The sequence below is a fragment of the Pseudomonas sp. GW821-FHT02B10 genome (assembly GCF_059421865.1).
In genome coordinates this window covers 1-26,964 of sequence record NZ_JBWKVU010000021.1, presented here as the reverse complement: position 1 = coordinate 26,964, position 26,964 = coordinate 1, and the positions used below count along the sequence as shown (strand labels likewise).

The window sequence follows — 26,964 nt, the reverse complement described above, 5'->3', positions numbered from 1 at the left end:
ATGATAGTTACCTTCGGCTCATTCGATTCGTGCGATACAACCCTGCCGAGCATCATCCGCCCATCTCAAATACATTGGCGGATGATCCATGGAACAGTCACTCAAACACTTACGCTTCCCTCTCGCACTCCTGGCCGTGCTGGTGATGAGCGCTTGTGGCAAGGCGCCGGAAACGGCCGCCAGCATGCCCGCCGCCAAAGTCAGCGTAGCCAAGGTGCTCGAACAGCCGGTCAACGAATGGGACGAGTTCACCGGGCGCCTCGAGGCGCCTGAAACCGTAGAGATCCGCCCACGGGTTTCCGGCCAGATCGACCAGGTGGCCTTCACCGAAGGCGCCCTGGTGAAAAAAGGCGACCTGCTGTTCCAGATCGACCCGCGGCCGTTCCAGGCCGAAGTGCGCCGCCTGGAAGCCCAGCTGCAACAAGCCCGGGCCACCGCCACCCGCAGTGCCAATGAAGCCCAGCGCGGCCAGCGCCTGCTGACCAGCAACGCGATCTCCGCCGAGCTGGCCGACACCCGCACCAGCGCCGCCCAGGAAGCCCGCGCCGGAGTCGACGCAATCCAGGCGCAACTGGACGTGGCCAAGCTCAACCTGAGTTTCACCCGGGTCAGCGCGCCCATCAGCGGTCGCGTCAGCCGCGCGCAAATCACCGCCGGCAATCTGGTGACCGCCGATGTCACCCCGCTGACCAGCGTGGTCTCCACCGACAAGGTCTACGCCTACTTCGACGCCGACGAGCGTGTGTACCTCAAGTACACCCAGCTCGCTCGCCAGGGCCAGCGTGGCCAGACCACCCCGGTCTACCTCGGCCTGTCCAATGAAGAAGGCCACCCGCACCTGGGCCAGATGAACTTCGTCGACAACCAGGTCAACCCGCAGACCGGCACCATCCGCGGTCGCGCGGTGTTCGACAACGCCGACGGCAGCTACACCCCGGGCCTGTATGCGCGCCTGAAACTGGTGGGCAGCGGCACCTATTCCGCCGTGCTGATCAACGACGAAGCGGTGGGGACCGACCTGGGCAAGAAGTTCGTGCTGGTGATGGATGCCGACAACAAGCCGGCGTACCGCGCCGTCGAGCTGGGGCCGAAGATCGAAGGCCTGCGCATCGTGCGCAACGGCCTGAACAAGGACGACACCATCATCGTCAAGGGTCTGCAGCGCGCCCGTCCGGGCGCACCGGTCAGCCCTGAAGTGGTACCGATGGCCAGCAAGGAAACCCTCGCCGCCCTGGCGCAACAAAGAAAGGCCCTGGAAGCCAGCAACCTGCCTCAAGTCGCCCCCGCCAAGGGCGCGTCTGAAGCGGCTGCGAAACTGGCCAGCGCTGCGACTCCACGCGGTTAAGGGAAAAGACTCAAGATGAATTTCTCCCAATTCTTCATTTCACGGCCGATCTTCGCAGCGGTGCTGTCGCTGCTGATCCTGATCGCCGGCTCCATCTCGCTGTTCCAGCTGCCCATCAGCGAATACCCGGAAGTGGTACCGCCGACCGTGGTGGTACGCGCCAACTTCCCGGGCGCCAACCCGAAAGTCATCGGCGAAACCGTGGCCGCGCCCCTGGAGCAGGCCATCACCGGTGTCGAGAACATGCTCTACATGTCCTCGCAGTCCACCGCCGACGGCAAGATCACCCTGACCATCACCTTCGCCCTGGGTACCGACCTGGACAACGCCCAGGTGCAGGTGCAGAACCGCGTGACCCGCACCGAACCCAAGCTGCCTGAAGAGGTGACGCGCATCGGCATCACCGTGGACAAGGCCTCGCCCGACCTGACCATGGTCGTGCACTTGACCTCGCCGGACAAACGCTACGACATGCTCTACCTGTCCAACTACGCCATCCTCAATATCAAGGATGAGCTGGCGCGCCTCGGTGGCGTCGGCGATGTGCAGCTGTTCGGCATGGGCGACTACTCGCTGCGGGTCTGGCTCGATCCGAACAAGACCGCTTCGCGCAACCTGACCGCCACCGACGTGGTCACCGCCATTCGCGAGCAGAACCGTCAGGTCGCCGCCGGTACCCTGGGCGCCCCGCCCGCGCCGAGCGCCACCAGCTTCCAGCTGTCGGTCAACACCCAGGGCCGCCTGGTGACCGAGGAAGAGTTCGAGAACATCATCATCCGCTCCGGCGACAACGGCGAGATCACCCGCCTGAAAGACATCGCCCGGGTCGAGCTGGGTTCCAACCAGTACGCCCTGCGTTCGCTGCTGAACAACCAGCCGGCGGTGGCGATCCCGATCTTCCAGCGCCCTGGCTCCAACGCCATCGAGATTTCCAACGAAGTGCGGGCCAAGATGGCCGAGCTGAAACAGAGCTTCCCGCAAGGTATGGACTTCAGCATCGTCTACGACCCGACCATCTTCGTGCGTGGCTCCATCGAGGCAGTGGTGCATACCCTGTTCGAAGCGCTGATCCTGGTGGTGCTGGTGGTGATCCTGTTCCTGCAGACCTGGCGCGCCTCGATCATCCCGCTGGTGGCGGTGCCGGTCTCGCTGATCGGTACCTTTGCCGTGATGCACCTGTTCGGCTTCTCGCTCAACGCCCTGTCGCTGTTCGGGCTGGTACTGGCGATCGGTATCGTGGTGGACGACGCCATCGTGGTGGTGGAAAACGTCGAGCGTAATATCGGCCTCGGCCTGAATCCGGTGGAAGCCACCAAGCGCGCCATGCGCGAAGTGACCGGGCCGATCATCGCCACCGCCCTGGTGCTCTGCGCGGTGTTCGTGCCGGCGGCCTTCATCAGCGGCCTGACCGGGCAGTTCTACAAGCAGTTCGCCCTGACCATCGCGATCTCCACGGTGATCTCGGCCTTCAACTCCCTGACCCTGTCGCCGGCCCTGGCCGCGGTATTGCTCAAGGATCACCACGCACCGAAGGACGGCTTCTCCAAGTTCCTCGACAGGTTGCTGGGTGGCTGGCTGTTCAAACCCTTCAACCGCTTCTTCGACCGCGCAAGTGGTGGCTACGTCGGCACCGTGCGCCGGGTGATTCGTGGCAGCGGCATCGCCCTGTTCCTCTACGCAGGCCTGATGGTGCTGACCTGGTTCGGCTTCGCCCACACGCCGATGGGCTTCGTCCCGGCCCAGGACAAGCAATATCTGGTGGCCTTCGCCCAACTGCCGGACGCCGCGAGCCTGGACCGTACCGAGGACGTGATCAAGCGCATGTCCGACATCGCCCTGAAGCAACCGGGCGTGGAAAGCGCGGTGGCCTTCCCCGGCCTGTCGATCAACGGTTTCACCAACAGCCCGAACAACGGCATCGTGTTCGTGACCCTCAAGCCCTTCGACGAGCGCAAGGACCCGAGCATGTCCGCCGGGGCCATCGCCGGCGCCCTGAACGGCAAGTACGCCGATATCCAGGAAGCCTACATGGCGATCTTCCCACCGCCGCCGGTACAGGGCCTGGGGACCATCGGCGGCTTCCGCCTGCAGGTCGAGGACCGCAGCGGCATGGGTTACGAAGAGCTGTATAAAGAAGTGCAGAACGTCATCGCCAAGAGTCGCAGCGTGCCGGAACTGGCCGGGCTGTTCACCAGCTACCAGGTCAACGTGCCCCAGGTCGATGCGGCTATCGACCGGGAAAAGGCCAAGACCCACGGCGTGGCCATCAGCGATATCTTCGACACCCTGCAGGTCTACCTGGGCTCGCTGTACGCCAACGACTTCAACCGTTTTGGCCGTACCTACCAGGTCAACGTCCAGGCTGAACAGCAGTTCCGTCTCGAAGCCGAGCAGATCGGCCAGCTGAAAGTACGCAACAACAAGGGCGAGATGATCCCGCTGGCGACCTTCATCAAGGTCAGTGACACCGCCGGTCCCGACCGCGTGATGCACTACAACGGCTTCGTCACCGCGGAAATCAACGGCGCGGCCGCACCGGGCTACAGCTCCGGCCAGGCGGAAGCGGCGATCGAGAAACTGCTCAAGGAAGAACTGCCCAACGGCATGACCTACGAATGGACCGAGCTGACCTACCAGCAGATCCTGGCCGGTAACACCGCGCTGTTCGTCTTCCCGCTCTGCGTGCTACTGGCCTTCCTGGTACTGGCCGCGCAATACGAGAGCTGGAGCCTGCCGCTGGCGGTGATCCTGATCGTGCCCATGACCCTGCTGTCGGCCATCGCCGGGGTGATCCTGTCCGGTGGCGACAACAACATCTTTACCCAGATCGGCCTGATCGTACTGGTGGGCCTGGCCTGTAAGAACGCGATCCTGATCGTCGAGTTCGCCAAGGACAAGCAGGAAGAAGGCCTCGACCCGCTGGCCGCGGTCCTGGAAGCCTGCCGCCTGCGTCTGCGGCCGATCCTGATGACCTCGTTCGCCTTCATCATGGGTGTGGTGCCCCTGGTGTTCTCCAGCGGCGCCGGCGCGGAAATGCGTCATGCCATGGGTGTCGCGGTGTTCTCCGGGATGCTCGGGGTGACCTTCTTCGGCCTGCTGCTGACCCCGGTGTTCTACGTCCTGATCCGCAACTATGTGGAGCGCAGCGAAGCCCGCAAAGCGACCCGTGCCCTGAAACTGGAGGCGCAACAATGAGCCTGAAAGTCTTCCTGCCGAGCTTGCTGGCACTGGCCCTGAGCGCCTGTGCCGTGGGCCCGGACTATCAGACCCCAACCACCGAGGCGGCCCATATCGCGGCCGCCGCCGATGGCACCGCGAGCCAGAAGAGTTTCGACCGCGCGCGCTTCGAAGGCATCTGGTGGCAGCAGTTCGACGACCCGGTGCTCAACCAGCTGGTGACAAAGTCCCTGCAGGGTAACCGTGAATTGCGCGTGGCCTTCGCCCGTCTGCGGGCCGCCCGGGCGATCCGCGACGACGCCAGCAACGATGCGATGCCAACCATCACCAGCCGTGCCAGCAGCGATCTGGCCAAGGGGCAGATACCTGGGCAGACCACCCGCCGGGTCAACAGCGAACGCTACGACCTGGGCCTGGACATGGCCTGGGAGCTGGACCTGTTCGGCCGCATCCAGCGCAACCTGGAAGCCAGCGAAGCCGACCAGCAGGCCGCCGAGGCCGACCTCTACCAGTTGCAAGTCACCATGATTGCCGAGCTGGTGGACGCCTACGGCCAACTGCGCGGCGCCCAGCTGCGGGAAAAGATCGCCCTGGCCAACCTGGACAACCAGCAGGAGTCGCGCAAGATCACCGAAAGCCTGCGTGACGCCGGCGTCGGCGACCAGCTCGACGTGGTCCGCGCCGACGCGCGCCTGGCCGCGGTAGAGGCCAGCGTGCCGCAACTGCAGGCCGAACAGGTGCGCCAGCGCAACCGTATCGCCACCCTGCTGGGCGAGCGTCCGGACAAGCTCAGTGTCGATCTCAAGCCCGCGCAGTTGCCGGCGATTGCCAAGGCCCTGCCGATCGGCGACCCGGGCGAACTGCTGCAACGGCGTCCCGACATCCTCAGCGCCGAACGCCAGCTGGCCGCCGCCACCGCGCGGATCGGCGTGGCCAAGGCCGACCTGTTCCCGCGGGTCAGCCTCAGCGGCTTCCTCGGCTTCACCGCCGGCCGCGGTTCGCAGATCGGCTCCTCGGCCGCCAATGCCTGGGCCCTGGGCCCGAGCATTACCTGGGCGGCCTTCGACCTGGGTAGCGTGCGCGCCCGCCTGCGGGGCGCCAATGCCGACGCCGACGGCGCCCTGGCGACCTACGAGCAGCAAGTGCTGCTGGCCCTGGAAGAGTCGGAAAACGCTTTCAGCGACTACGGCAAGCGCCAGCAACGCCTGATCTCGCTGATTCGCCAGAGCGAGTCGAGCCGCGCCGCCGCCGACCTGGCAGAGATCCGCTACCGCGAAGGCACCGTCGATTTCCTGGTGCTGCTCGACGCCCAGCGCGAACGCCTGGCCGCCGAGGACTCCCAGGCCCAGGCCGAGGTCGACCTGTACCGTGGCATCGTCGCCATCTACAAGGCCCTGGGTGGCGGCTGGCAGCCTGAGACGGTGGCCAGCAAGTAAGGCTTCAACCGAGCTCCTTTGGTTGGCCGCAACCAACCAAATTTTTGCCCCGTGTTCTCATTCGGTCGCGGGGCTTTTTTTTGGCCCTGGAAAAGCATCGCGGGCAAGTCGGATCGCCGCCCGCTCGCTCCTGCAGATTCATACGCTTTCGTAGGAGTGAGGCTTGCCCGCGATAGCCTCCTTCCCGGCACCGCCGCACGTTACTCCAGCACCGTCACCGTCGCCGTGGTGCCGGCGCGCAACCTGTCCTTGCCCGGATAATCGGGGTCGATGGCGATCCGCACCGGCACCCGCTGCGCCAGCTTGACCCAGGTGTAGCTGGGATTGATGTTGGCCAGCAGGCGGCTGCCCTGGGAATTCTCGCGGTCGGTAATGGCAAAGGCGATGCTCTGCACCTTGCCGTTGAAGGTCTCGCCGCTCATCAGCTGGATGCGCACCGCGCTGCCCTCCTCGATCCGCGGCAGCTTGGTCTCCTCGAAGTAGCCGCTGACATAGAAGGAAGCGCTGTCCACCAGCGCCAGCAAAGCCGCGCCGGCAGCGGCATGGTCGCCCTGGCGGGTCTGCAGGTTGGTCACATAGCCGCTGACCGGGGCCTCGACCCGGGTGCGCTGCAGGTCCAGTTCGGCCTGCTTCAGCGCGGCCTGGGCCAGGTGCACGTTGGCCTGGGCCAGGCCGAGGTTGGCCTGGTCGCGCAACAGGTCGGCCTGGGCCACCGCCACATCGGTATTGGACTTTTCCCACTCCTCGCCGGAAATCGCGAAGCCCTGCTTCAGGGTCCGCCGCCGGCGTTCTTCGCTTTGCCGCTGCTTGAGCTGCGCCGCGCTGGCGGCAATCGCCGCCTCGGACTGGCCGAGGGTGGCGACCGCCACTTCCACCGAGCGCTTGGCATGTTCCACGGCCAGGGCATATTGCGCCGGGTCGATCTCCAGCAACAGCTGGCCCTTGTCCACGTGCTGGTTGTCCTGCACCCGCAGGCTGACAATGCGCCCGGCGACGTCCGCCGACAGGGTCACCACATCGGCCCGCACCCGCGCATCGCGGGTCCAGGGCGCGCGGGTGTAATGCTCCCAGGCGAACCAGCCCAGCACCAGCGCCAGCACTACCGCCACCAGGGTGATCGAACGGGCCAGGGTATTTTTCAGATTCATAGGCTTCCCATCAACAGAATGACCGTGGCGCAGACGCAGGCATACAGCGCCCCTTCGAACAACGCTTCGTGCCAGACGAAACGCAATACACCGAGGCGCCGCAGCCCCCAGTCGAGCAGCAGGAAAATCGGCAAGGCCAGCAACAGGGCCTGGGCAATGGGCGGCAGGTAGACGCCGCCGAATTCGAAATCAATGGGCAAGGGCCGGTTCTCCTGTTTCCGTGGGTTGCAGCATGGGGCGGTAGCGCTCCAGGAAAGCGCCGACGATCAGCAGCGAAACGCGCATGCGGAACACCGACCACAGCTGTTCGTGGGCCTGGGGTCGGTCGTCCGCGTGCAGCTGGTCCAGGTGGTCGCCCAGCTGCCGCAGCCGCGCCAGCAGCTCGTCTACATCCAGCCCCGGGCGCCCCGCCACATAGCGCCCGACCCGCCGCAGCAACTGCTGCAGGTCGGCGTTGGCCGCGCCGCTCAGCCAGGGGTTGTCCAGGCTCTGCTGTTTGAGCTGGTTCATCGCCACGCCCAGGGTCATGCAGGCCAGGCTGGTCTCGAAACGTTCGGCGGAAACCCGGTCGCCGGCGGCGGGCAACAGCCCGAGCATCTGGGTCAGGCGGTCGACCATGCGGCTCTCGAAGACAAACTGCTCCTCATCGCTGGCCGTGGTTTTCTGCAAGGCGTACACCTGCTCGCGGGTGTCGCGGAACAAGCGGCGAATGCGCAGCACCGGGTTGAACGGGAAAATGAACGCATAGACCAGCAACGACAGCACCCCGCCGCTGACATAGGCCCCGGCGAACTCGAACCATTGAGCGGCATTGTTCTGCCAGGCGCTGATGTTCTGCGGGCCAATCATCAGCAGGCTCGACAGCCCCAGACCCATGCCGATCCCGGCGGTCATCGGGCTGGCCAGGCCCACCGCGACCGTATACAGCAGCGGCACCAGCAACAGCGCCAGCCACTCGAAATCGCCGATCAAGGGCACCAGGGCGAAGACGTAGACCGCCGAGACCAGCAGCGCCAGGGCCTGGCCGCGCATATAGCTTTGCGCCGCCGCCAGGGGCCGCGGGAAGGTCGCCATCAGCGAACAGAGAATGCCCACCAGGACCATGCTCGAACGCGCGCCGTCCCAGGCGGTTTCGATCCAGATCAGTCCGGCGACCAGCAGCGCGGTGAAGGCCCGCAGCGCATTCATCGCCGCCAGCGGCCAGTCCAGGTGCAGTGGGTTTGAGCGACCCTGGCGGTACAGGCAACTGGCCTGGCGGCCGTCCTGGATGGCATCGCTGAATTCGAGAATGTCTTCGAGCTGCTTGAGCATCCGCGCCTGTTCCCAGCGCAGGGCCCAGGCCAGGGAGCGCAAGGTGGCGGGCAAGGCATCGGCCTCGCGCTCGGCGCGCCGCGCTTGTTCGTCGAAACGCTGCTGCAAGTGCGCGAACTGCTGCCGCGAGGCGGCGGGCAAGGCACGCCCGTGCTGCGCCAGTTCGTCGAGAAACGCCAGTTCGTCGGCGCGCAGTTGCTGGATCGCCTCCGGCAGCTCGCCGACCCAGCGCGCCCGCAGCAGCTCGCGCTGGTGGCGCAGTACGGTGAGGCGCGAAGTCAGCAGCACCAGCTGGTTGCCCAGCAGCTGCACCAGGCCGTCGGCGCTGCGCAGGCGTGGCGCATCGAAGTACAGGTGGCGGCGCAAACCTTCCAGGGCGCTGATCTCGCCCAGCAACTGCATCTGCCGCTTGTGGAAGTCGGCCTCGCTTTCGTCGGTGCGGATCGCCGCCGCGGCGTGGGTCGCCAGCAACTTGAGCACCTGGTCGATCTTGGCGAAGTAACCATGGGCCACGGCCTCCGGCCGGGCCGTCAGCAGGCTGACCACGCAGACGCAGGCCACCGCCAGCAGGGTTTCGGTGACCCGGGTAATGGCCAGCATCAGGGTGTTGCCTTGATCGGGGATCGCCAGCATCGCCACCACCACCGCGGTGTAGCCACTGAGCACGAAGGCCTGGGAGCTGGTGTAGCGCAGCAAGGTGCCGCCGGCGGTGCACAACGCCAGCCACAGGCCGAGGGTGACCAGGAACGGCAGCGGTGCCTGGGGGAAGATCGCCATGATCAGCACCGCCACCGCGGCCCCCAGGGTGGTGCCGACCACCTGGCCGAAACTGCGGGCCAGGGCCATGCCGGCCAGGGGCTGGCTGACAATGATCACCGCCATCAGCGACCACTTGGGCTGGTCGAGGTCGAAGATGAACGCCAGGTACAGGGTCAAGAGGCCCGCGGCAATGGTACGCAGGGCGAAGCGCAGCACCGCGCCCCCCGGGTGGATCACGACCTTGAAGTAATTGATCAGTGGCTGCATGAGTGGGTTCTGGACAAAGGGGCACCTGCGGCTAGCGTAGTCAGTCTGCGGCCGGGAAAGCTTATCGTCCCGGCCTTCCCGGCAGGAAGGCAATTTTTCCCGAACTGTCGATCCTTCGCACCAATCGCTTGGTCAAGCAGAGTGATTGGACCGGCCGGCGCCGCTCTTCCAGCCCCGCCCCGCCGCAAAAACCCGAGTCGTGCCCGCCGCCCCGCAAGCGGGTTTGACTCCGAGGGGAAGCTGACCGAAGCTTGCGCCTTCGTAAAGCCGCCCCTGCCATGGATGCCTGCATGACCAAGCCCCGCCGCACCCTGTTGATCAGCCTCCTCGTCGTATTGGCCCTGGGCCTGGCGTGGCTGTTCCTGCGTACCACGCCACCGGCGGTGCCGGATGCGATCAGGCATGGTTACGGCAAGGCGCTGGAGCAGGCGCGCAACGGCCAGCCCGGCGCGGCGCGGGTGCTGTATCAGCAGCTGGGGCGTCCGGACCTGTCGGACAGCCGGCGCATCCGTCTGCTCGCCGAGCTGCACAACTACCCCAGCCCACAGGCGCTGAAACTGGCCGACGCCGGCCTGCACCACACCGAGCCCGAGGTCCGCGAGGCCGCCATCCAGGCGGTGCTCGGCCTGGTTCCGGCGCGCCAGCGCAGCCTGCTGATCGGCCCGCTGCTGGACGATGAAGTGCAAAGCGTGCGCTTCGCCGCCGTCACCGCCCTGCTCGGCCTGTCGCCGGATGAACAGGGCCTGTATTTCGGGCCGCTGCAGCAAGTGATCGATGAGTACACCCAGGTGCTCAAGGCCCAGCCGGAGAACGTCGAGGCGCAATACCAGCTGGCGCGCCTGTACCTGCACAACGCCAACCTGGACCAGGCCCAGCAGACGCTGGAGCACGCCTTGAGCCTGCAACCGGACAACCTGCAAGCGGTGATCCTGCAACTGGAGGTGCTCGACCGCCAGGGCCGCAGCGAAGCCGCCCGCCAGTTGCTGGCCAAACAGCTGCAGGCGCAACAGGATTCCGCCTACCTGCAACACGCCCTGGGCATGTGGCTGCTGCACCACGACCAGGGCGAGTTCGCCCTGCTCGGCCTGTCCCGCGCCGTGGAGCTGGAGCCGAACAACGCCAATTACCGCTACGACCTGGCCACCACCCTGCACAGCGAAGAAGAGCTGGAAGCGGCGCAGAAACAGCTCGAGGAAATCGTCCAGCGCCAACCCGCCAACCGCAAGGCGCGGGTGCTGCTGATCAAGTACTGGAAGGAAAGCGGCCAGCTGCAGAACGTGCAGATCCTCCTGGCCCAGCTGGAGCAACAGAACCCCGACGATCCGGCCTTGCAGCAAGGCCTGTAAAGGCTATTCCCTGTAGCCGCTGCCGAGCTTGCGAGGCTGCGATCGACAACGCAGTTGTCGCAAAACCTGATTCTGCGGTGGACCAGGTGGAGTGCGCGGCCTGGATTTACGCCTGCTTTGCAGGCGAGCGCAGCCTCGCGGGCTCGGCAGCGGCTACAGGAGCGCGGCCAGGCTTCGTGTAGCCGCTGCCGCAGGCGCAAGTCCTGAACATGCATGTTGTCTGATACGCCGCGAGGGTCGATTGACGATCTTGCTGGTGGCTACATGCCCGCTGCCGGCCGCGGGAGGTTACGCCAGCAGGCGCTGGATCTGCTCTTGCAGGCTGTCGAGGTCGAAGGGTTTGGCCAGGATCGGCGCGCTTCTCGCGATGGGGCTGCCGGATTCGAGAATCTCGGTGGGATAGCCGCTGATGAAAATCACCTTGAGGTCGGGGCGCAGTTTCACCGCGGGCTCGGCGATCATCACCCCGGTAATCCCGCCCGGCAGCCGGTAGTCGGTGATCATCACATCCAGGTGCGGTTTGCTGGCGAGGATCTCGAATGCCTGCTCGCCGTTTTCCGCCTGCAACACCCGGTAGCCCAGGCCCGACAGATAGTCGGCGAGCAACATCAGAATCACCGGTTCATCTTCGACGATCAGTACGACGTCTTGTGCATCTTCACTCATGAGAAACCTTTGTTCGGTCAATAGCTGCTGATACGACCATCCGGTCATCCAGAAGGTTGCGTGGGAGCCGGTGTTTTCCTACAGCGGCAGACAAACGCGAAACAGGGCACCTTCGCCGATCCTGCTGTCGACTTCGATGGTGCCGCCATGGGCGGTGACGATCTGCTCGGAAATGAACAACCCCAGCCCGAGCCCGGCCACCGCATGATTGACAGAGACGCGCTCGAACTGCTGGAAGATACGCGCCTGGTTTTCCTCGCTGATGCCAATCCCGTGATCGCGCACTTCGACCCGCGCCTGCCCGCCTGTGCTGTACACCCGTACTTCGATCGGGCTCTTGGCGCCATAACGCAAGGCATTGGTCAGCAGATTGGAGATCACCTGTTCAATGCGGAACTCGTCCCACTGGCCGAGTACCGAGTCTTCGGCGCTCAGGGCAATCGACGACTCGGCAGCCTCGACCTGGGGCGCGAAATTCTCCAGCAGGCCGCGCACCAGTTGCACCAGATCGACCCGGCTCGGGCGGATCGACAGCTTGCCGGTACGGATCCGCGAGATGTCCAGCATGTCCTCGATCAGGCGGATCAGGCTTTTGATCTGGCGCTCGTCGCGGTCGACCATGGCGTGCATCTTGTCCAGGGTGAAGGCGGCGGCGTTGTCGCGGGCCAGGTGCATCTTGCGCAGCTGGGTTTCCAGGATCAGGCCGTTCAGCGGCGTGCGCACCTCGTGGGCGACGATCGACATGAAATCGTCACGCATGCGCACCGCCTGCTCCAGCTCGTTCTGGGTCGCCTGCAACTGCTTGAGCAACGCCTCCTGCTCACGCCGGCTCTGCTCCAGGGCTTCGACCTGCTGTTTCATGGCCTTGCTCTGCCGGTACAGGTCGACGAACACATTGACCTTGCTCTTCACCGCATGGGTATCCAGCGGCTTGTGCAAAAAGTCCACCGCGCCGCTTTCGTAGCCCTTGAAGGCATAGTCGAGCTCGCGCCCGGCGGCGCTGACGAACACGATGGGGATGTTCTTGGTCTTCTCGGTGCCGCGCATCAACTCGGCCAGCTCGAAGCCGTTCATGCCGGGCATCTGCACATCGAGGATGGCCATGGCGAACTCATGCTGGAGCAACAGCGACAATGCCTCGTCCGCTGACAGCGCCTTGTACACCTGGCGATCCTCGCGCTTGATCAGCGCTTCGAGGGCCAACAGGTTCTCTGGCAGATCGTCGACGATCAGCAGCTTGGCTTGGATATTACTTAACATGCGATTCGTTCCAGCTCGACAAGCAGACGGCTGATGCCGTGCAAAGGGAGAATGTAATCCGGCCGGTGCAGCGCGATGGCCGCCTCGGGCATGGTCGCCACCTGGGCCTCGGCCGGGTCCTGGACAATGCTCAGGCCACCGCGCCGCTTGACCTGGGCCAGGCCTTGCGCGCCGTCCTGGTTGGCCCCGGTCAGCAGCACCGCGGCCAGGCGCGGGCCATAGGCATCGGCGGCGGAGTCGAACAGGTAATCGATGGCGGGACGCGAATGATGCACGCGCTCCTCCTGGCTCAGGGACAGGCTGCGGTCCTGCTCCACCGACAAGTGATAACCGGGCACGGCGAAATACAGGGTGCCGCGCTCGATGGTCTGCTTGTCGCGGGCCTCTTTCACGGGCAGCGCCAGGCGCTGGGCGAACAGCTCGGCCAACTGGCTGCGATGCTCTTCGGGCAGGTGCAGCACCACCACTATCGGCAGGCTGAAGCCCTCGGGAAACGCGGTGAAGATTTTCAGCAACGCCTCGACGCCGCCGGCCGACGCACCTATCACTATGGCCTCGACCCGCGGCAAGGCGGATTGCCCGTTGGCGTCATCGTTCATGATTTGCGGTAGACCCGTTCTTGTTTGACCAGCGGCTCGAAATGCTCGCCGTAGGCCGAGAAGTCCAGGGTTTCCTTGCTGCCCAGCACCAGGAACCCACGGTGGCAGAGCGACTCGTGGAACAGGCCGAAGGCCCGGTCCTGCAACTTCTTGTTGAAATAGATCAGCACGTTGCGACAGGAAATCAGCTGGGTTTCGGAAAACACGCTGTCGGTCGCCAGGCTGTGATCGGCGAAGGTCACGTTCTCACGCAAGGTCTTGTCGAAGATCGCGTAGTCGTAAGCCGCCGTGTAGTAGTCGGCAAAGGAGCGCAAACCGCCGGCCTGCTGGTAGTTCTGGGTGTAGGCGCGAATGTTCTCCAGGGAAAAGATGCCCTGCTTGGCCTTCTCCAGGGAGCTGGGATTGATATCGGTGGCGTAGATGATGGTGCGCTCGAGCAACCCTTCCTCGCGCAACAGGATGGCCATGGAATAGACCTCTTCGCCGGTGCTGCAGCCGGCGATCCAGATCTTGATCGAGGGATAGGTCTTGAGCAGCGGCACCACTTCCTGGCGAATCGCCAGGAAGTGCGACGGGTCGCGAAACATCTCGCTGACCGGGATCGTCAGGAACTGCAGCAGCTGCATGAACGCGCCCGGATCGTGCAGCACCCGCTCCTGCAGGGCGGAAATGGTCTTGCATTCGAACTGGCGCAGCGCATGGTTGATCCGGCGCTTGATCGAGGCGCCGGAGTAATCGCGGAAGTCGTAGCTGTACTTGAGGTAGATAGCTTCGATCAACAGGCGCAGTTCGATCTCGGTATTGCGCTCCACTAGATTCTTTCCATCTTGGGTAACCAGACTCGAATGAGGGAAAACAGCCGGTCGAGGTCGATCGGCTTGGCCAGGTAATCGTTGGCCCCGGCCTGCAGGCAGCGCTCCTGATCGTCCTTCATGGCCTTGGCGGTCACCGCGATGATCGGCAGCTTGCGCCAGCGCGGCTGCTTGCGGATTTCCTGGGTGGCTTCGTAGCCGTCCATCTCGGGCATCATCACGTCCATCAGCACCAGGTCGATGTCCTCGACTTCGTTGAGCTTGGCGATCGCCTCATGGCCGTTGCGGCCGATGACCACGATCGCGCCCTTCTGCTCCAGGGCGCTGGTGAGGGCGAAGATATTGCGCACATCGTCGTCCACCAGCAGGACCTTGCGCCCCTCGAAGACCTTGTCTCGGCTGCGGGCGGCCTTGAGCATCTTCTGCCGCTCATGGGACAGCTGCGACTCGACCTTGTGCAGGAACAGGGTCACTTCGTCCAGCAGGCGCTCGGGCGAGCGCGCGCCCTTGATGATGATCGAGCGCGAATACTTGCGCAGCTCCGCCTCTTCGTCGCGGGTCAGGTTGCGCCCGGTGTAGACGATCACCGGCGGGAACGAGCAGATGTCCTCGGTGGACATGCGCTTGAGCAGGTCGTTGCCGAGCATGTCCGGCAATTTCAGGTCGATGACCATGCAGTCGTAGAGGTTGTCGCGCAGCAGTTCCAGGGCCTCCTGGGCCAGGCCGACGGCGGTGATCTCGATGTCGTCGTCGCCGATCAGCCGGGCGATGCTGTCGCGCTGCAGGTCGTCGTCCTCCACCAGCAGTACACGCTTGACCTTCTGGGTGAGCTTGGCTTCCAGGCGGGCGAACACGTCCTTGAGCTCTTGCCGGGTGGTGGGCTTGACCGCGTAGCCGATGGCGCCCATGTGCATGGCGGCCTCGACCCGGTCTTCCACGGAGATCACATGCACCGGGATATGCCGGGTGGTGGCATGCGCCTTGAGGCGCTGCAACACCGTCAGCCCGGAATGATCCGGCAGGCGCATGTCCAGCAGGATCGCGTCCGGCACGAACTGCTCGGCCAGGCTGTAGCCCTCGTCGGCGCCGTGGGCCACCAGGCACTGGTAACCCAGCTCGTGGGCCAGGTCATACAGAATGTGGGCAAAGTTCGGTTCGTCCTCCACCACCAGGATGCAGCGGGTGGCGAACGGCGCCTTGTCGCGATCGTCGGCGAAACGCGCAATCTCCACCTCGGGCACCGGGGGAATCGGCGACGTAGCCGGTTTGCTCGGCGCCGGCATCACCCGCACGGCGGCGGGCCTGGCCGCCTCTTGCGGCTCTGGTGCGTGCTCGACGTATTGTTCCGGCAGCACCAGGGTGAAGACACTGCCCTGCCCCGGCTCGCTGGCGACCATGATCGAACCGCCGAGCAATGCCGCCAGGTCGCGGGAAATCGACAACCCCAGGCCCGTGCCGCCGTAACGGCGATTGGTGGTGCCATCGGCCTGGCGGAAGGCTTCGAAAATGCTTTCCTGCTGTTCCGGGGCGATGCCTATCCCTGAGTCGCGCACAGCAAAGGCAATGCCCGCCTCGGGCTCGCGCGACACGGTCAGGCTGACCTGGCCCTTCTCGGTGAACTTCACCGCGTTGGACAGCAGGTTCTTGAGAATCTGCTCGACCCGCTGGCAGTCGGTGAACAGCATCGAAGGCGCGCCGGGCTGCAACTCGACACGAAATTCCAGGCCCTTGTCCGCGGTCAGCGGCTGGAACAGCCCGCGCAGGCCTTCCACCAGACGCGCGACGCTGGCGTTTTCCGGACGCACTTCGAGCTTGCCGGCTTCTACCTTGGAAATATCGAGAATGTCGTTGATCAGGTTGAGCAGATCGTTGCCCGCCGAATAAATCGACTCGGCGAACTGCACCTGTTCGGCACTGAGGTTTTCCTCGGCGTTTTCCGCCAGCAGCTTGGCCAGGATCAGCGAGCTGTTCAGCGGCGTGCGCAGCTCGTGGGACATATTGGCGAGGAATTCGGACTTGTACTTGCTCGAGCGCTGCAGCTCCTCGGCACGCTCCTGCAGCTGCACCTGGGCCTGGTTCAGCTCGCCGTTCTTGCGGTCCATGGCGTCGCGCTGCTCCGCCAGCTGCTCGTTGGTCTGCTCCAGCTCCACCTGCTGGGCCTCCAGGTGCACCTGGGACTCCTTGAGCACCCGCGACTGTTCCTCGAGCTCCTCGTTGGCGGTCTTCAATTCTTCCTGTTGCACTTGCAGCTCTTCGTTGAGCTGCTGGGTTTCGGCCAGCACTTCCTGCAGGCGCTGGCGATAACGCGCGCCCTCGATGGCAGTGCCGATATTGCCGGCGATCAGTTCCAGCAGCTCGACATCACGCTCGCTGAGGGCGCGCAGGAAGCCCAGCTCGATCACCCCGTTGACCCGGTCGTCGTCGCTGGTCGGAACCACCAGCACGCTGCGCGGCACGCCTTCGCCCAGGCCGGAGCTGACCTTGAAGTAATCGGCGGGCACCTCGTCCAGGCGGATCAGCCGGTCCTGCTGGGCCGCCTGGCCGACCATGCCTTCACCGAGGAAAATCGACTGTTCGCGCTCTTCCTGCTCGCGGGAGAAACCGTAGGCGGCCACGCGCTTGAGGCCGCCGTGCTCTTCACGCACGTACAGCGCCGCCACCACGCTGCCCAGGTATTGCGCGCAGAACTGCAGGAGGTTGCGCCCCAGCAGGTTCAGCGTCAGTTGCCCCAGCAACTGCTCGGCCAGTTCGGTCTGGCCACTGCGCAGCCAGGCCTGTTGCGCCAGGCTCCGGGCACTTTGCTGCTGGGCCTCGAGGTTGGCGCTGTAGCTCTTCGACAGGTTGAGCAGGTCGCGGCGCCCGATATAGGCCAGCAGGCCGCTGATCACCACCACGAACAGCAGGTACAGGACCACGCTGAGGATCGTGGTGCGCGTGACATTCTCGTTGCGATCGACCCGCAGTTGCTGCTCCATCGCCACCGCTTCGTCGTATTCCTTGCGCATCTGGTCGGTCAGGCGCTTGCCCCGGCCGGACTGCACCGAGCGGCGATAATCGCCCTCCTGGCGGCGCATCTCGATCATGTTTTTCGCGTGCAGGCCCCACTCTTCCTGCAAGGCTTCCAGGCGCTTGAAGCGGTCCACCTGCTGTGGGTTATCCGCCACCAGCTCCCGCAGCTCGCGCAATTCGCTGAAGATCTGCGGCTTGGCCACTTCATACGGGTCGAGAAAATGCTCGTCGCCGGTGATCAGGAAGCCGCGCATGCCGGTTTCCAGGTCGACCGTCAGCTTGGCGGCCTGGTTGATGCCGTTGATCACCCGATCGCTGTGCTGGACCCACTGGATCGCCGAGAGCAGATAGCTGATCAGGGACACGAAGACCACCGCGCTGAGCACGCCCACGCCCAGGGGAAGCGCGATGTTGCGGCTTAGCAGCTTGCGAAAACTCTGTTCATCGACCGAAGACGAAGAGATCATTGAAAGGCCTTGGTAAAGGGTCAAAAACCATGGAGTTTGCCCCAAAGGAGGGCAGCGTATCTATGCTTGCGACAAGCTCGGTGGCAATTTTTCATCCTGCACTGCCCGCCCTCGATCAGACAGGTTATTCTGGCACAGCTTGTACAGGATTACCTTTTTGTACAGCTTCGGGAACTTGTCATTGCGCGCTATTTACTGATGCAAGAGACAAGCACTTTTTTCCGCTGCCGTCTTTTTTTTCCATTTTTTCGAGAGCCTTGCCATGTCCCCCACCGATTCCACCATCCTGGTCGTCGAAGACGATGCCATCGTGCGCATGCTGATTGTCGATGTGCTGGAGGAGCTGGAATTCAAGGTGTTGGAAGCCGCGGGCAGCGAAGAGGCGCTGGCCCGGTTGCAGGACAGCGCGCTGCGGATCGACCTGATGATGACCGACGTCGGCCTGCCCGGCATGGACGGCAAGGAACTGGCGGCCAGCGCCCGCGCCTTGCGCCCGGAGTTGCCAGTGCTGTTCGCCAGCGGCTACGCGGAAAACATCGAGGTGCCCGCCGGCATGGCGGTGATCGGCAAGCCCTTCTCCATCGACCAGTTGCGCGACAAGGTCCGCGCCATCCTCGGCTGAACCCTCGGTAACCCGCGCCGACCCGACGAGCGCCTCGGCCATGGGCGCCAGGGCGGCCGCGCCAGCGCCCTGCTGTGGTTTAATGGCGCCCCCCGCAGACACCCCCGCGCTTTTCAGGAATACCCACTCATGAGTCCGACCGCCGCCACCAAAGTCCTGGTCATTGGTTATGTCTGGCCCGAACCCCGCTCATCGGCGGCCAGCGGGCACCTGATGCAGATCCTCCAGGTCCTCCTCCGGCAAGGTTGGGACATCACCTTCAGCAGCCCGGCCAACCCCGGCGAGCACAAGGAAGACCTGAGCGCCCTGGGCATCCGCGAGTGCCCGATCGAACTGAACAACAGCAGCTTCGACCGTTTCATCGCCGAACTGGCGCCGGATATCGTGCTGTTCGACCAGTTCATGATGGAGGAACAGTTCGGCTGGCGCGTCGAGCAGCAGTGCCCCGGCGCGCTGCGCGTGCTCGAGACCTCCGACCTGCAGAGCCTGCGCCACGCCCGCCATCAGCGCCTCAAGGAGCGCCTCAAGGCCAGCGACGACAACGATGACTTCAGCGCCCTGTTCGCCCCCGCCGCCGCGCAGGAGTTCGCCGCCATGGCCGACACCGACCAGGCCCGGCGCGAAATCGCCGCGCTGTACCGCTGCGACCTGAGCCTGATGATCTCCGAGTTCGAGATCGAGCTGCTGGTCAGGCAATTCGGTTTGCCGCCGGCCTTGCTGCACTGGTGCCCGCTGATGCCCGAGCACATGCCGCACAGCTATGTGCCCTTCGCCGAACGGGCGCACTTCCTGAGCATCGGCAACTTCCGCCACGCGCCGAACTGGGACGCGGTGCTATGGATGAAGAACACCGTGTGGCCGCTGATCCGCCAGCAGCTGCCGGGCGCGCAGTTGCATCTCTATGGCGCCTACACCCCGCCCAAGGCCGCGGCCCTGCACAACCCGGCCCAGGGTTTCCAGGTGATGAACTGGGCCGAGGATGCCTTGCAAGTCATGTCCGCCGCGCGGATCTGCCTGGCGCCGCTGCGCTTCGGCGCGGGCATCAAGGGCAAGCTGCTGGACGCCATGCTGTGTGGCACGCCGAGCGTCACCACCCCGGTCGGCGCCGAAGCCATGCACGGTGACGCGCCCTGGCCGGGAGCGGTGGCCGAGTCGGCCAGCGCCATCGCCGCGGCGGCGGTGCGCCTGTACCAGGACCAGGCGCTGTGGAGCGCGGCCCAGGAACAGGGGCGCCAACTGTTGCTTGCGCGCTATCGGCAGCAGGTCCACGGCCCGGCCCTGGTCGAGCGCCTGCAGCACTGCCGGGCGAACCTGGCGCAGCTGCGCCGCGACAACTTCACCGGCGGCATGCTGCGTCACCATCACCACAAGAGCACCCAGTACATGGCGCAGTGGATCGAAGCGAAAAACCGCCTGGCCTGAGGCACGCCCGCCGATCCCCGGACGTCCAGGCGACACCCGACCCTGTAGCCGCTGCCGCAGGCTGCGATCGACCCCGAAGGGGGCGCCGCTCTTGAGGGCCCTGAAGGTCCTGCGGACCTTATCGCAGGCTGCGCCAGCGGCTACAGGTGTTACGGCCGGCACTGGTGCTGAGGGTTTGAAGGAGGCATGATCGGGCGCAACAACGATAAAAAGCGCAGCGCCATGAGCCGATCAGCGAGAGTCACCGACCCTTCCTACGAATTGATGGACGACCATAACGGCCTGTCGATCATCTATCGCCAGCACGGCTTCCCCTGCCCCCTGGTGCGCTGGCATTTCCACAAGGAATACGAGCTGCACCTGATCGTCGCCAGCTCCGGCAAGGTGTTCATCGGCGACTACATCGGCAACTTCCACCCCGAATCGCTGTTCCTCACCGGCCCCAACCTGCCCCACAACTGGATCAGCCAGGTGGCCGAGGACGAAGTGGTGGCCAAGCGCGACATGCTGGTGAACTTCACCGACGAGCTGTTCGAAAGCGGCTATCAGGTGTTCGCCGAACTCAAGAGCCTGACGCCGCTGCTGGAGCGCGCGCAGTACGGCATCGAGTTCCGCTGCAAGCGCACCATCGCCCAGGCCATGGACCTGATGCAGCGCATCGCCGACTCCAGCGGCATCACCCGCCTCGGGCACTTTTTCATCCTGCTGGAACTGCTGGCCGCCTGTGACGATTACCAGTTGCTGTCCGGCGCCACCAACGTGCAACTGGCCGACGAGCACAACGTCGACCGCACCAACCGCGCGGTGGACTACATCTTCGCCCACTACGCCCGCGAACTGCCGCTGGAAGAAGTCGCCGACTACCTGGGCATGAAGCCCACCTACTTCTCCCGGGTATTCAAGCAGGCCACCGGCCGCTGCTTCGTCGAGTTCGTCAACCGCCTGCGCATCAGCAAATCCTGCGAATTGCTGGCCGACGGCGACAAGCCAGTGACCGACGTGTGCTTCGAGTCCGGCTTCAACAACATCTCCAACTTCAACCGGCGCTTCCAGCAACTCAAGGGCATGACCCCTTCCCACTACCGGCGCCTGGCCGTGCAGCGCCTGACCGAACAGAACCTGGCCTGACCCCACAAACACCGCCGCCCCCTTCGTAGGAGCGAGGCTTGCCCGCGATGCAGGCACTGCGGTGTATCAGGCATTGTGCGGCGTGGCTATCGCGGGCAAGTCGGATCGCCGCCCGCTCGCTCCTACAGACACAAACACGCGCCCCGCGAAACGCGCTCCGTTCAGCTGACGTTCAGCAAATAGCAACCATAGTCATTTGCGAATACGTATCAACATGTTACAACTTAGCTCCCTATCTATCTCCCCGCCGGTGCTGAATGCTCGTTCCATTTCTGATCATGCTGCGCGAAGGGATCGAAGCCGCGCTCATCGTTGGCATCATCGCCAGTTATCTGCAACAGACCGGGCGCGGCCAGTGGATGCCGGCCGTGTGGATCGGCGTGTTTCTCGCCGCGGCCCTGGCGCTGCTGGTGGGGGGCGGCCTGGAGCTGATGAGCGCCGAGTTTCCGCAAAAGCAGCAAGAACTCTTCGAAGGCATCGTCGGCCTGGTGGCCGTGGGCATCCTCAGTTCCATGGTGTTCTGGATGCGCAAGGTCGCGCGTTCGCTCAAGCATTCCCTGCAAGCCTCGCTGGACCAGGCGCTGACCGGCTCCCGGCACCAGGTCACGGCGCTGATCGCCATGGTGTTCTTCGCCGTGGCCCGCGAAGGCCTGGAAACCGTGTTCTTCCTCCTCGCGGTGTTCCAGCAGAGCCAAGGCCCCGCCGCGCCCATCGGCGCCCTGCTCGGCCTGGTACTGGCGATCGTCGTCGGCTGGCTGATCTACAGCGGCAGCATGCGCCTGAACCTCAGCGCGTTCTTCCGCTGGACCGGCCTGTTCATCCTGGTGGTGGCCGCCGGCATCCTCGCCAACTCGGTGCAGGCCCTGCATGAAGCCGGGGTCTGGAACCACCTGCAGGGCGTGCTGTTCGACTTCAGCGCCAGCCTGCCGATGGACGGACCGCTGGGTTCGGTGCTGGCCGGCATGTTCGGTTACCAGGACGCGCCGACCGTCAGCACCCTGGGCGCCTATCTGATCTACCTGCTGGTGACCCTGGTGCTGTTCTTCATGCCCGGCGCGGCACCCGCCGCCAGCCCATCGTCTTCCGTTTCCAGCCAGTAAGGCCTTTCCATGACCCAGCAAGCCTCCCCACAGCCCCCGGCACCGAGCGTCCTGCGCTGGGCACTCGCGGGCTCCGTGATGGTGATGATCGCCGCCGGCGGGCTGTTCTATTACGCCTCGCAGCTGGCCGCCAGCAAGCGCCAGGCGCATCAGGACGAAATCACCGTGACCATCCACCCCCGCAGTTGCGAGCCGAACGCCCTGAGCGTGCCGGCCGGGCCAGCGAGCTTTCGTATCGTCAACCGTTCGGACCGCGCCGTGGAATGGGAAATCCTCGACGGCGTGCTGGTGGTCGAAGAACGGGAAAACATCGCGCCGGGCCTGAGCCAGGTGATCAACGCCAGGCTGCAGCCTGGCGACTACGCCATCACCTGCGGCCTGCTGAGCAACCCGCGCGGCACCCTGCATGTGACCCCGACGGCCGAGTCCGACGCCCAGGCCAAGGCCCGACCGTCGATGGTCGCCTTTATCGGTCCGCTGTCGGAGTTCCGGGTCTACCTGAGCAGCCAAGGCACAGCCCTGATCAAGGCCGTGAGCGAGCTGGAGCACGCCATCCAGGCCGGCGACCTGGCCCAGGCCCAGGCCTTGTACCTGCCGGCGCGCGCGGCCTACCAGCGTCTTGCTCCGGCCGCCCAGCGCCTGGGCGAGCTGGACAACCGCATCAACGCCCGCGCCGACTACTTCGAAAAGCGCGAGCAGGACCCCGCCTTCGTCGGCTTCCACCGCCTCGAATACGCGCTGTTCCAGCAACGCGACCTGAGCGGCCTGGCGCCGATCGCCCAGCGCCTGCTCAGCGATGTCACCACACTCAAGCAACAACTGCTGGCCCAGTCGCTGCCACCGGAGCAACTGGTCAGCCTGGTCGCGCGCACCCAGCGCAGCATCGCCGAGGTGCGCGCCGCCAGCGGCGAGGAAGAACGCTACAGCCACAGCGACCTCAACGGCTTTGCCGCCAACCTGGAAACCACGCGCAAGGTCGTCGACCTGCTGCGGCCCTTGCTGGCCAAGCCCGCCACCCCGCTGCTGGCGCAGATCGACAGCGCCCTCGGCGCCCTCGACAGCCAGTACAGCGCCTTGCGCAGCGCCGAGGGCTATGCCTCCTACGACAGTGTCGGCGCCGATCAGCGCAAGCGGATCGCCGACCAGGCCAAGGTTCTGGCCGATGCACTCGATGGAATCGATCCCGTCCTTGGCCTCTCCGGCCTGTAAGCAGAAGACCTTCGCCCGATGAACGATTCAGACGCTTCCAATCCAGATTTCTCCGCCCAACGCCGTCGCGTGCTGCTGGGCATGGGCGCCGCCGGTGTGGCTCTGGCCGGCAGCAGCCTGAGCTGCCCGGCGCTAGCAGCCCAGACCGGGAAAGCCGCCGCCCAGGTCACACAAGCACCGAGCAGCGACCAGACCCAGGACCGCCACGACTTCCATGGCCAGCACCAAAGCGGCATCGTCACCCCGCGTCCGGCGGCCGGCATGTTGGTGGCGTTCGACGTGCTGGCCAGCGACCGCGAAGACCTGGAGCGGCTGCTGCGTACCCTCGACCAGCGCATCCGCTTCCTGATGACCGGCGGCCCGGTGCGTCAAGTCGATCCGAAACTGCCGCCGCTGGACTCGGGCATCCTCGGCCCGGTGGTGACCCCGGACAACCTGACCATCACCGTCTCGGTGGGCGCCTCGCTGTTCGACGAGCGCTTCGGCCTGGCCGCGGCCAAACCCAAGCGCCTGATACGCATGGTCGGCTTCCCCAACGATGCGCTGGAGCCCGACTGCTGCCACGGCGACCTGAGCCTGCAGTTCTGCGCCAACACCACCGACACCAATATCCACGCCCTGCGCGACATCGTAAAAAATCTGCCGGACCTGCTGCTGGTGCGCTGGAAGCAGGAAGGCAGCGTGCCACCCCAGGCCCCGGCGCGTCCTGGCGAGCCGGCGCAGAGCGCGCGCAACTTCCTGGGTTTTCGCGACGGCTCGGCCAACCCCGACTCCAACGACCGCAAGGCCATGGAGCGGATCGTCTGGGTCCAGCCCGACAGCGACGAACCGGCCTGGGCCGCCCATGGCAGCTATCAGGCGGTACGCATCATCCGCAACTTCGTCGAACGCTGGGACCGCACGCCCTTGCAGGAACAGCAAAGCATCATCGGCCGGGTCAAGGCCTCGGGCGCGCCCATGGACGGCCAGCAGGAACACCAGGTGCCGGACTACCGCAAGGACCCGCACGGCCAGCTGACCAAGCTCGACGCCCACATCCGCCTGGCCAACCCGCGCACCGCCGAGACCCAGCGCAACCTGATCCTGCGCCGGCCGTTCAATTACTCCAACGGGGTGAACAAGAACGGTCAGCTGGACATGGGCCTGCTGTTCATCTGCTACCAGGCCGACCTGGAGCAAGGCTTCATCGCGGTGCAGACCCGTCTCAACGGCGAACCCCTGGAGGAATACCTCAAGCCGGTGGGCGGCGGTTATTTCTTCAGCCTACCCGGCGTCAGCGACGAGCAGGACTTCCTCGGGCGCACGCTGCTCGAAGCCACCCAAGCGAAAACCAGCGCCTGACCATCCCATCCCCCACGGAAACGTCCCATGAAAAAGTCGCCCCTCGCTGTGTTGCTGACCCTTGGCCTGCTGCATGTTCCGCTGTCGGCGGTTGCCGCCACCTCGCCGCTGGAGCTGGTGGGGCCGATTTCCGACTACAAGATCTACGTCACCGAGCAGCTCGACGAGCTGGCCAGCCACACCCAGGCCTTTACCGACGCGGTGAAGAAAGGTGATTTGGCTACGGCTAAAAAACTCTACGCACCGACCCGGGTGTACTACGAGTCGATCGAGCCGATCGCCGAACTGTTCAGCGACCTCGACGCGGCCATCGACTCGCGGGTCGACGACCACGAACAAGGTGTCGAGGCCGAGGACTTCACCGGCTTCCACCGTATCGAGTATTCGCTGTTCGCCCAGAACTCCACCCAGGGCCTGGACGCCCTGGCCGACCGCCTGAACAAGGACGTCAAGGACCTGCAGGCCCGCGTCGCCGGCCTGACCTTCCCACCGGAAAAAGTCGTCGGTGGCGCCGCCGCCCTGCTGGAGGAAGTGGCCGCGACCAAGGTCTCCGGCGAGGAAGACCGCTACAGCCACACCGACCTCTACGACTTCCAGGGCAACATCGACGGGGCGAAGAAAATCGTCGATCTGTTCCGTGCGCAGATCGAGCAGCAAGACCCGGCCTTCGTCGCCAAGGTCGACAAGAACTTCGCCACGGTGAACAAGATCCTGGCCAAGTACAAAACCGCCGACGGCGGCTTCGAGACCTACGACAAGGTCAAGGACAGCGACCGCAAGGCGCTGGTGGGCCCGGTCAATACCCTGGCCGAAGACCTCTCGACCCTGCGAGGCAAGCTGGGCCTGGACTGATCTCCGGGTACCCGGCTCGATCTTGCGTAGGAGCGAAGCTTGCTCGCGATAAACCCGTCAGGACAACGCGGTGAAATTTGACGACCGCCGCTGCGCGGCTATCGCGAGCAAGCTTCGCTCCTACAGACAAGCGTCCGGCCGGCGTGCCGATGACTCGCCCCGTCACCTGCCCTGCTGGGCTACCATCACCTGCGCCAATAACCCTGGGCGCGGGCGCGTTTTGTCTATAACGTCCCGCGCACTCCCGACTTTCATGGAAGACCCTGCATGTCCACTGCCACGGCCCAACCGCCGCAGACCGCCGCGCCGTTCAAACTGCTACCGCTGATGCTCGCCTACATGGCGTGCACCATGTCGATGATGGCCTTCGTCTCGTTGATCGGCCCGATCGTGCGTGTGCTCGGCCTGGCCACCTGGCAGGCCGGCGCGGCGGTGACCGTCTCCGGGGTGATCTGGATGCTCCTGGCACGCCCCTGGGGCCAGGCCAGCGACCGCTTCGGGCGCCGTCGGGTGCTGCTGCTCGGCACGGCCGGCTTCACCCTCGCCTATTGGGCGCTGTGCCTGTTCATCGATGTCTCGCTGCACCTGCTGCCGGGCATGTGGCTGGCCTTTATCGGCCTGATGCTCGGGCGCGGCCTGATCGGGGTGTTCTACGCGGCCATTCCGGTGGGCGGCTTTGCCCTGATCGCCGACAACGTCGAATCCGAGCATCGGGCCCGCGCCATGGCCACCCTGGGCGCCGCCAACGCCGTCGGCCTGGTGCTGGGGCCGGCCGTGGCCGCGCTGCTGGCCCGGGTCAGCCTGAGCCTGCCGCTGTACGCCATGGCCGTGCTGCCGCTGGCGGCGTTCCTGGTGCTGCTGTACAAGCTGCCGCGCCAGGAACTGCACCTCAAGCAGGCGCCGCGCTCGGTACGCCTGAGCGACCCACGGCTGCGCCGGCCGATGGCGGTGGCCTTCGTCGCCATGCTCTGTGTGTCCATCGCGCAGATCACCGTGAGCTTCTACGCCCTCGACCGCCTGGGCCTGGACAGCGCCGACGCCGCCCAGGTCGCCGGTATCGCCCTGGCCATGGTCGGCGTGGCGCTGATCTGCTCGCAACTGGTGGTGCGCAAACTCGAATGGCCGCCGCTGCGGATGATCCGCGCCGGCGCGCTGCTGGCCGCCAGCGGTTTTGCCGGCTGCATGCTGGTGGAAACCGCCTGGGGGCTGTGGCTGGGGTTCTTCGTCTCGGCGGCGGGCATGGGTGCGATCTTCCCGTCCTTCTCCGCCCTGGCGGCTAACGCCGTGGACGCTTCCGAACAAGGCGCCACCGCCGGCTCCATCGGCGCGGCCCAGGGATTCGGCGTGGTGATCGGCCCGTTGGCCGGCTCGCTGATCTACGCCGTCGAACCGCGCCTGCCCTACCTGATTGCCACGCTGTTGCTGCTGTTGGTGGCGGTCTGGCCGGCGGCGAAAAGCCCCAACTGATCCGGCCGCCGATACCCCTGTAGCCGCTGCCGAAGGCTGCGTACGTCCCGAAGGGGCGCGGCGATCTCGAGACCGATGAAGGTCCTGCGGGCCTTATCGCAGCCTCGCGGGCTCGGCAGCGGCTACAGGATCGGGGCCTGGCGTGTAGCCGCTGCCACAGGCTGCATACGTCCCGAAGGGGCGCGGCGATCTCAGGACCGATGAAGGCCCGGCGGGGGGTG

The 26,964-nt window shown here is 65.2% G+C and carries 20 protein-coding genes; 12 read left to right on the top strand and 8 right to left on the bottom strand.

Annotated features, from left to right (window positions below; translation table 11 throughout):
- Positions 1–88: 88 nt before the first annotated feature.
- The 3 genes from mexE to AC07VU_RS29690 are packed head-to-tail and all read left to right on the top strand — an operon-like array spanning position 89 to position 5,958.
- Complete coding sequence (mexE, locus tag AC07VU_RS29700; protein ID WP_274303343.1) at positions 89–1,345, top strand: multidrug efflux RND transporter periplasmic adaptor subunit MexE; 1,257 nt, start codon at positions 89–91, stop codon at positions 1,343–1,345.
- A gap of 15 nt (positions 1,346–1,360) precedes the next feature.
- The gene (locus AC07VU_RS29695; RefSeq protein ID WP_062826036.1) at positions 1,361–4,540 is read left to right on the top strand and encodes an efflux RND transporter permease subunit; all 3,180 of its coding nucleotides are present in this window, start codon (positions 1,361–1,363) and stop codon (positions 4,538–4,540) included.
- Positions 4,537–5,958 carry an efflux transporter outer membrane subunit gene (locus tag AC07VU_RS29690; RefSeq protein WP_495030975.1) on the top strand — a complete coding sequence of 474 codons (1,422 nt, stop codon included), beginning with the start codon at positions 4,537–4,539 and terminating at the stop codon, positions 5,956–5,958. Before AC07VU_RS29695 ends, AC07VU_RS29690 begins: the two co-directional genes overlap by 4 nt.
- 200 nt (positions 5,959–6,158) lie before the next feature.
- On the opposite strand, the gene AC07VU_RS29685 is transcribed toward AC07VU_RS29690, so the two are convergent.
- From AC07VU_RS29685 to AC07VU_RS29675, 3 genes are read right to left on the bottom strand one after another with little or no spacing between them, the layout of a single operon-like run.
- A complete protein-coding gene (locus tag AC07VU_RS29685) occupies positions 6,159–7,106 on the bottom strand; it encodes an HlyD family secretion protein (RefSeq protein ID WP_053261426.1) in 948 nt (315 codons plus the stop codon).
- A complete protein-coding gene (locus AC07VU_RS29680; RefSeq protein WP_007924845.1) occupies positions 7,103–7,306 on the bottom strand; it encodes a DUF1656 domain-containing protein in 204 nt (67 codons plus the stop codon). Before AC07VU_RS29680 ends, AC07VU_RS29685 begins: the two co-directional genes overlap by 4 nt.
- On the bottom strand, positions 7,296–9,443 hold the full coding sequence (locus AC07VU_RS29675) for an FUSC family protein (RefSeq protein ID WP_495030974.1): 2,148 nt from the start codon (positions 9,441–9,443) through the stop codon (positions 7,296–7,298). The genes AC07VU_RS29680 and AC07VU_RS29675 overlap by 11 nt, the downstream gene beginning before the upstream one ends.
- A 290-nt stretch (positions 9,444–9,733) precedes the next feature.
- On the opposite strand from AC07VU_RS29675, the gene AC07VU_RS29670 reads away from it, so the two are divergent.
- The gene (locus tag AC07VU_RS29670; RefSeq protein WP_150051621.1) at positions 9,734–10,789 is read left to right on the top strand and encodes a tetratricopeptide repeat protein; all 1,056 of its coding nucleotides are present in this window, start codon (positions 9,734–9,736) and stop codon (positions 10,787–10,789) included.
- A 288-nt stretch (positions 10,790–11,077) separates the two neighbouring features.
- Here AC07VU_RS29670 and AC07VU_RS29665 read toward each other — a convergent pair whose 3' ends face one another.
- The 5 genes from AC07VU_RS29665 to AC07VU_RS29645 all read right to left on the bottom strand — a co-directional run bounded on the left by AC07VU_RS29665 (position 11,078) and on the right by AC07VU_RS29645 (position 17,602).
- Positions 11,078–11,455, bottom strand: a complete 378-nt coding sequence (locus AC07VU_RS29665; RefSeq protein ID WP_007924849.1) for a response regulator — start codon at positions 11,453–11,455, stop codon at positions 11,078–11,080.
- 78 nt (positions 11,456–11,533) lie between these two features.
- The gene (locus AC07VU_RS29660) at positions 11,534–12,715 is read right to left on the bottom strand and encodes a hybrid sensor histidine kinase/response regulator (RefSeq protein WP_053261429.1); all 1,182 of its coding nucleotides are present in this window, start codon (positions 12,713–12,715) and stop codon (positions 11,534–11,536) included.
- Positions 12,709–13,314: a chemotaxis protein CheB gene (locus tag AC07VU_RS29655; RefSeq protein WP_007924855.1), complete on the bottom strand. Its 606-nt coding sequence runs from the start codon at positions 13,312–13,314 to the stop codon at positions 12,709–12,711. Before AC07VU_RS29655 ends, AC07VU_RS29660 begins: the two co-directional genes overlap by 7 nt.
- A complete protein-coding gene (locus tag AC07VU_RS29650) occupies positions 13,311–14,126 on the bottom strand; it encodes a CheR family methyltransferase (protein WP_025808689.1) in 816 nt (271 codons plus the stop codon). Before AC07VU_RS29650 ends, AC07VU_RS29655 begins: the two co-directional genes overlap by 4 nt.
- Positions 14,126–17,602, bottom strand: coding sequence for a response regulator (locus tag AC07VU_RS29645; protein ID WP_495030973.1), 3,477 nt, complete (start codon positions 17,600–17,602; stop codon positions 14,126–14,128). The genes AC07VU_RS29650 and AC07VU_RS29645 overlap by 1 nt, the downstream gene beginning before the upstream one ends.
- A gap of 262 nt (positions 17,603–17,864) precedes the next feature.
- On the opposite strand from AC07VU_RS29645, the gene AC07VU_RS29640 reads away from it, so the two are divergent.
- The 8 genes from AC07VU_RS29640 to AC07VU_RS29605 all read left to right on the top strand — a co-directional run bounded on the left by AC07VU_RS29640 (position 17,865) and on the right by AC07VU_RS29605 (position 26,743).
- Positions 17,865–18,224: a response regulator gene (locus tag AC07VU_RS29640; RefSeq protein ID WP_087090671.1), complete on the top strand. Its 360-nt coding sequence runs from the start codon at positions 17,865–17,867 to the stop codon at positions 18,222–18,224.
- Between the two features lie 129 nt (positions 18,225–18,353).
- The gene (locus AC07VU_RS29635; RefSeq protein WP_274303359.1) at positions 18,354–19,646 is read left to right on the top strand and encodes a glycosyltransferase; all 1,293 of its coding nucleotides are present in this window, start codon (positions 18,354–18,356) and stop codon (positions 19,644–19,646) included.
- A 222-nt stretch (positions 19,647–19,868) separates the two neighbouring features.
- Complete coding sequence (locus AC07VU_RS29630) at positions 19,869–20,774, top strand: AraC family transcriptional regulator (protein ID WP_053261601.1); 906 nt, start codon at positions 19,869–19,871, stop codon at positions 20,772–20,774.
- Positions 20,775–21,031: 257 nt separating this feature from the next.
- Complete coding sequence (gene efeU / locus AC07VU_RS29625; protein ID WP_495030972.1) at positions 21,032–21,874, top strand: iron uptake transporter permease EfeU; 843 nt, start codon at positions 21,032–21,034, stop codon at positions 21,872–21,874.
- 9 nt (positions 21,875–21,883) lie between these two features.
- On the top strand, positions 21,884–23,083 hold the full coding sequence (efeO, locus tag AC07VU_RS29620; protein ID WP_277588662.1) for an iron uptake system protein EfeO: 1,200 nt from the start codon (positions 21,884–21,886) through the stop codon (positions 23,081–23,083).
- Positions 23,084–23,101: 18 nt separating this feature from the next.
- Positions 23,102–24,424: an iron uptake transporter deferrochelatase/peroxidase subunit gene (efeB, locus tag AC07VU_RS29615; RefSeq protein WP_495030971.1), complete on the top strand. Its 1,323-nt coding sequence runs from the start codon at positions 23,102–23,104 to the stop codon at positions 24,422–24,424.
- Between the two features lie 27 nt (positions 24,425–24,451).
- Complete coding sequence (gene efeO, locus AC07VU_RS29610) at positions 24,452–25,276, top strand: iron uptake system protein EfeO (RefSeq protein ID WP_277588660.1); 825 nt, start codon at positions 24,452–24,454, stop codon at positions 25,274–25,276.
- Between the two features lie 267 nt (positions 25,277–25,543).
- Entirely contained in the window at positions 25,544–26,743 is a 1,200-nt protein-coding gene (locus AC07VU_RS29605) for an MFS transporter (RefSeq protein WP_457276528.1), read from the top strand.
- The last annotated feature ends 221 nt before the right edge of the window (positions 26,744–26,964 follow it).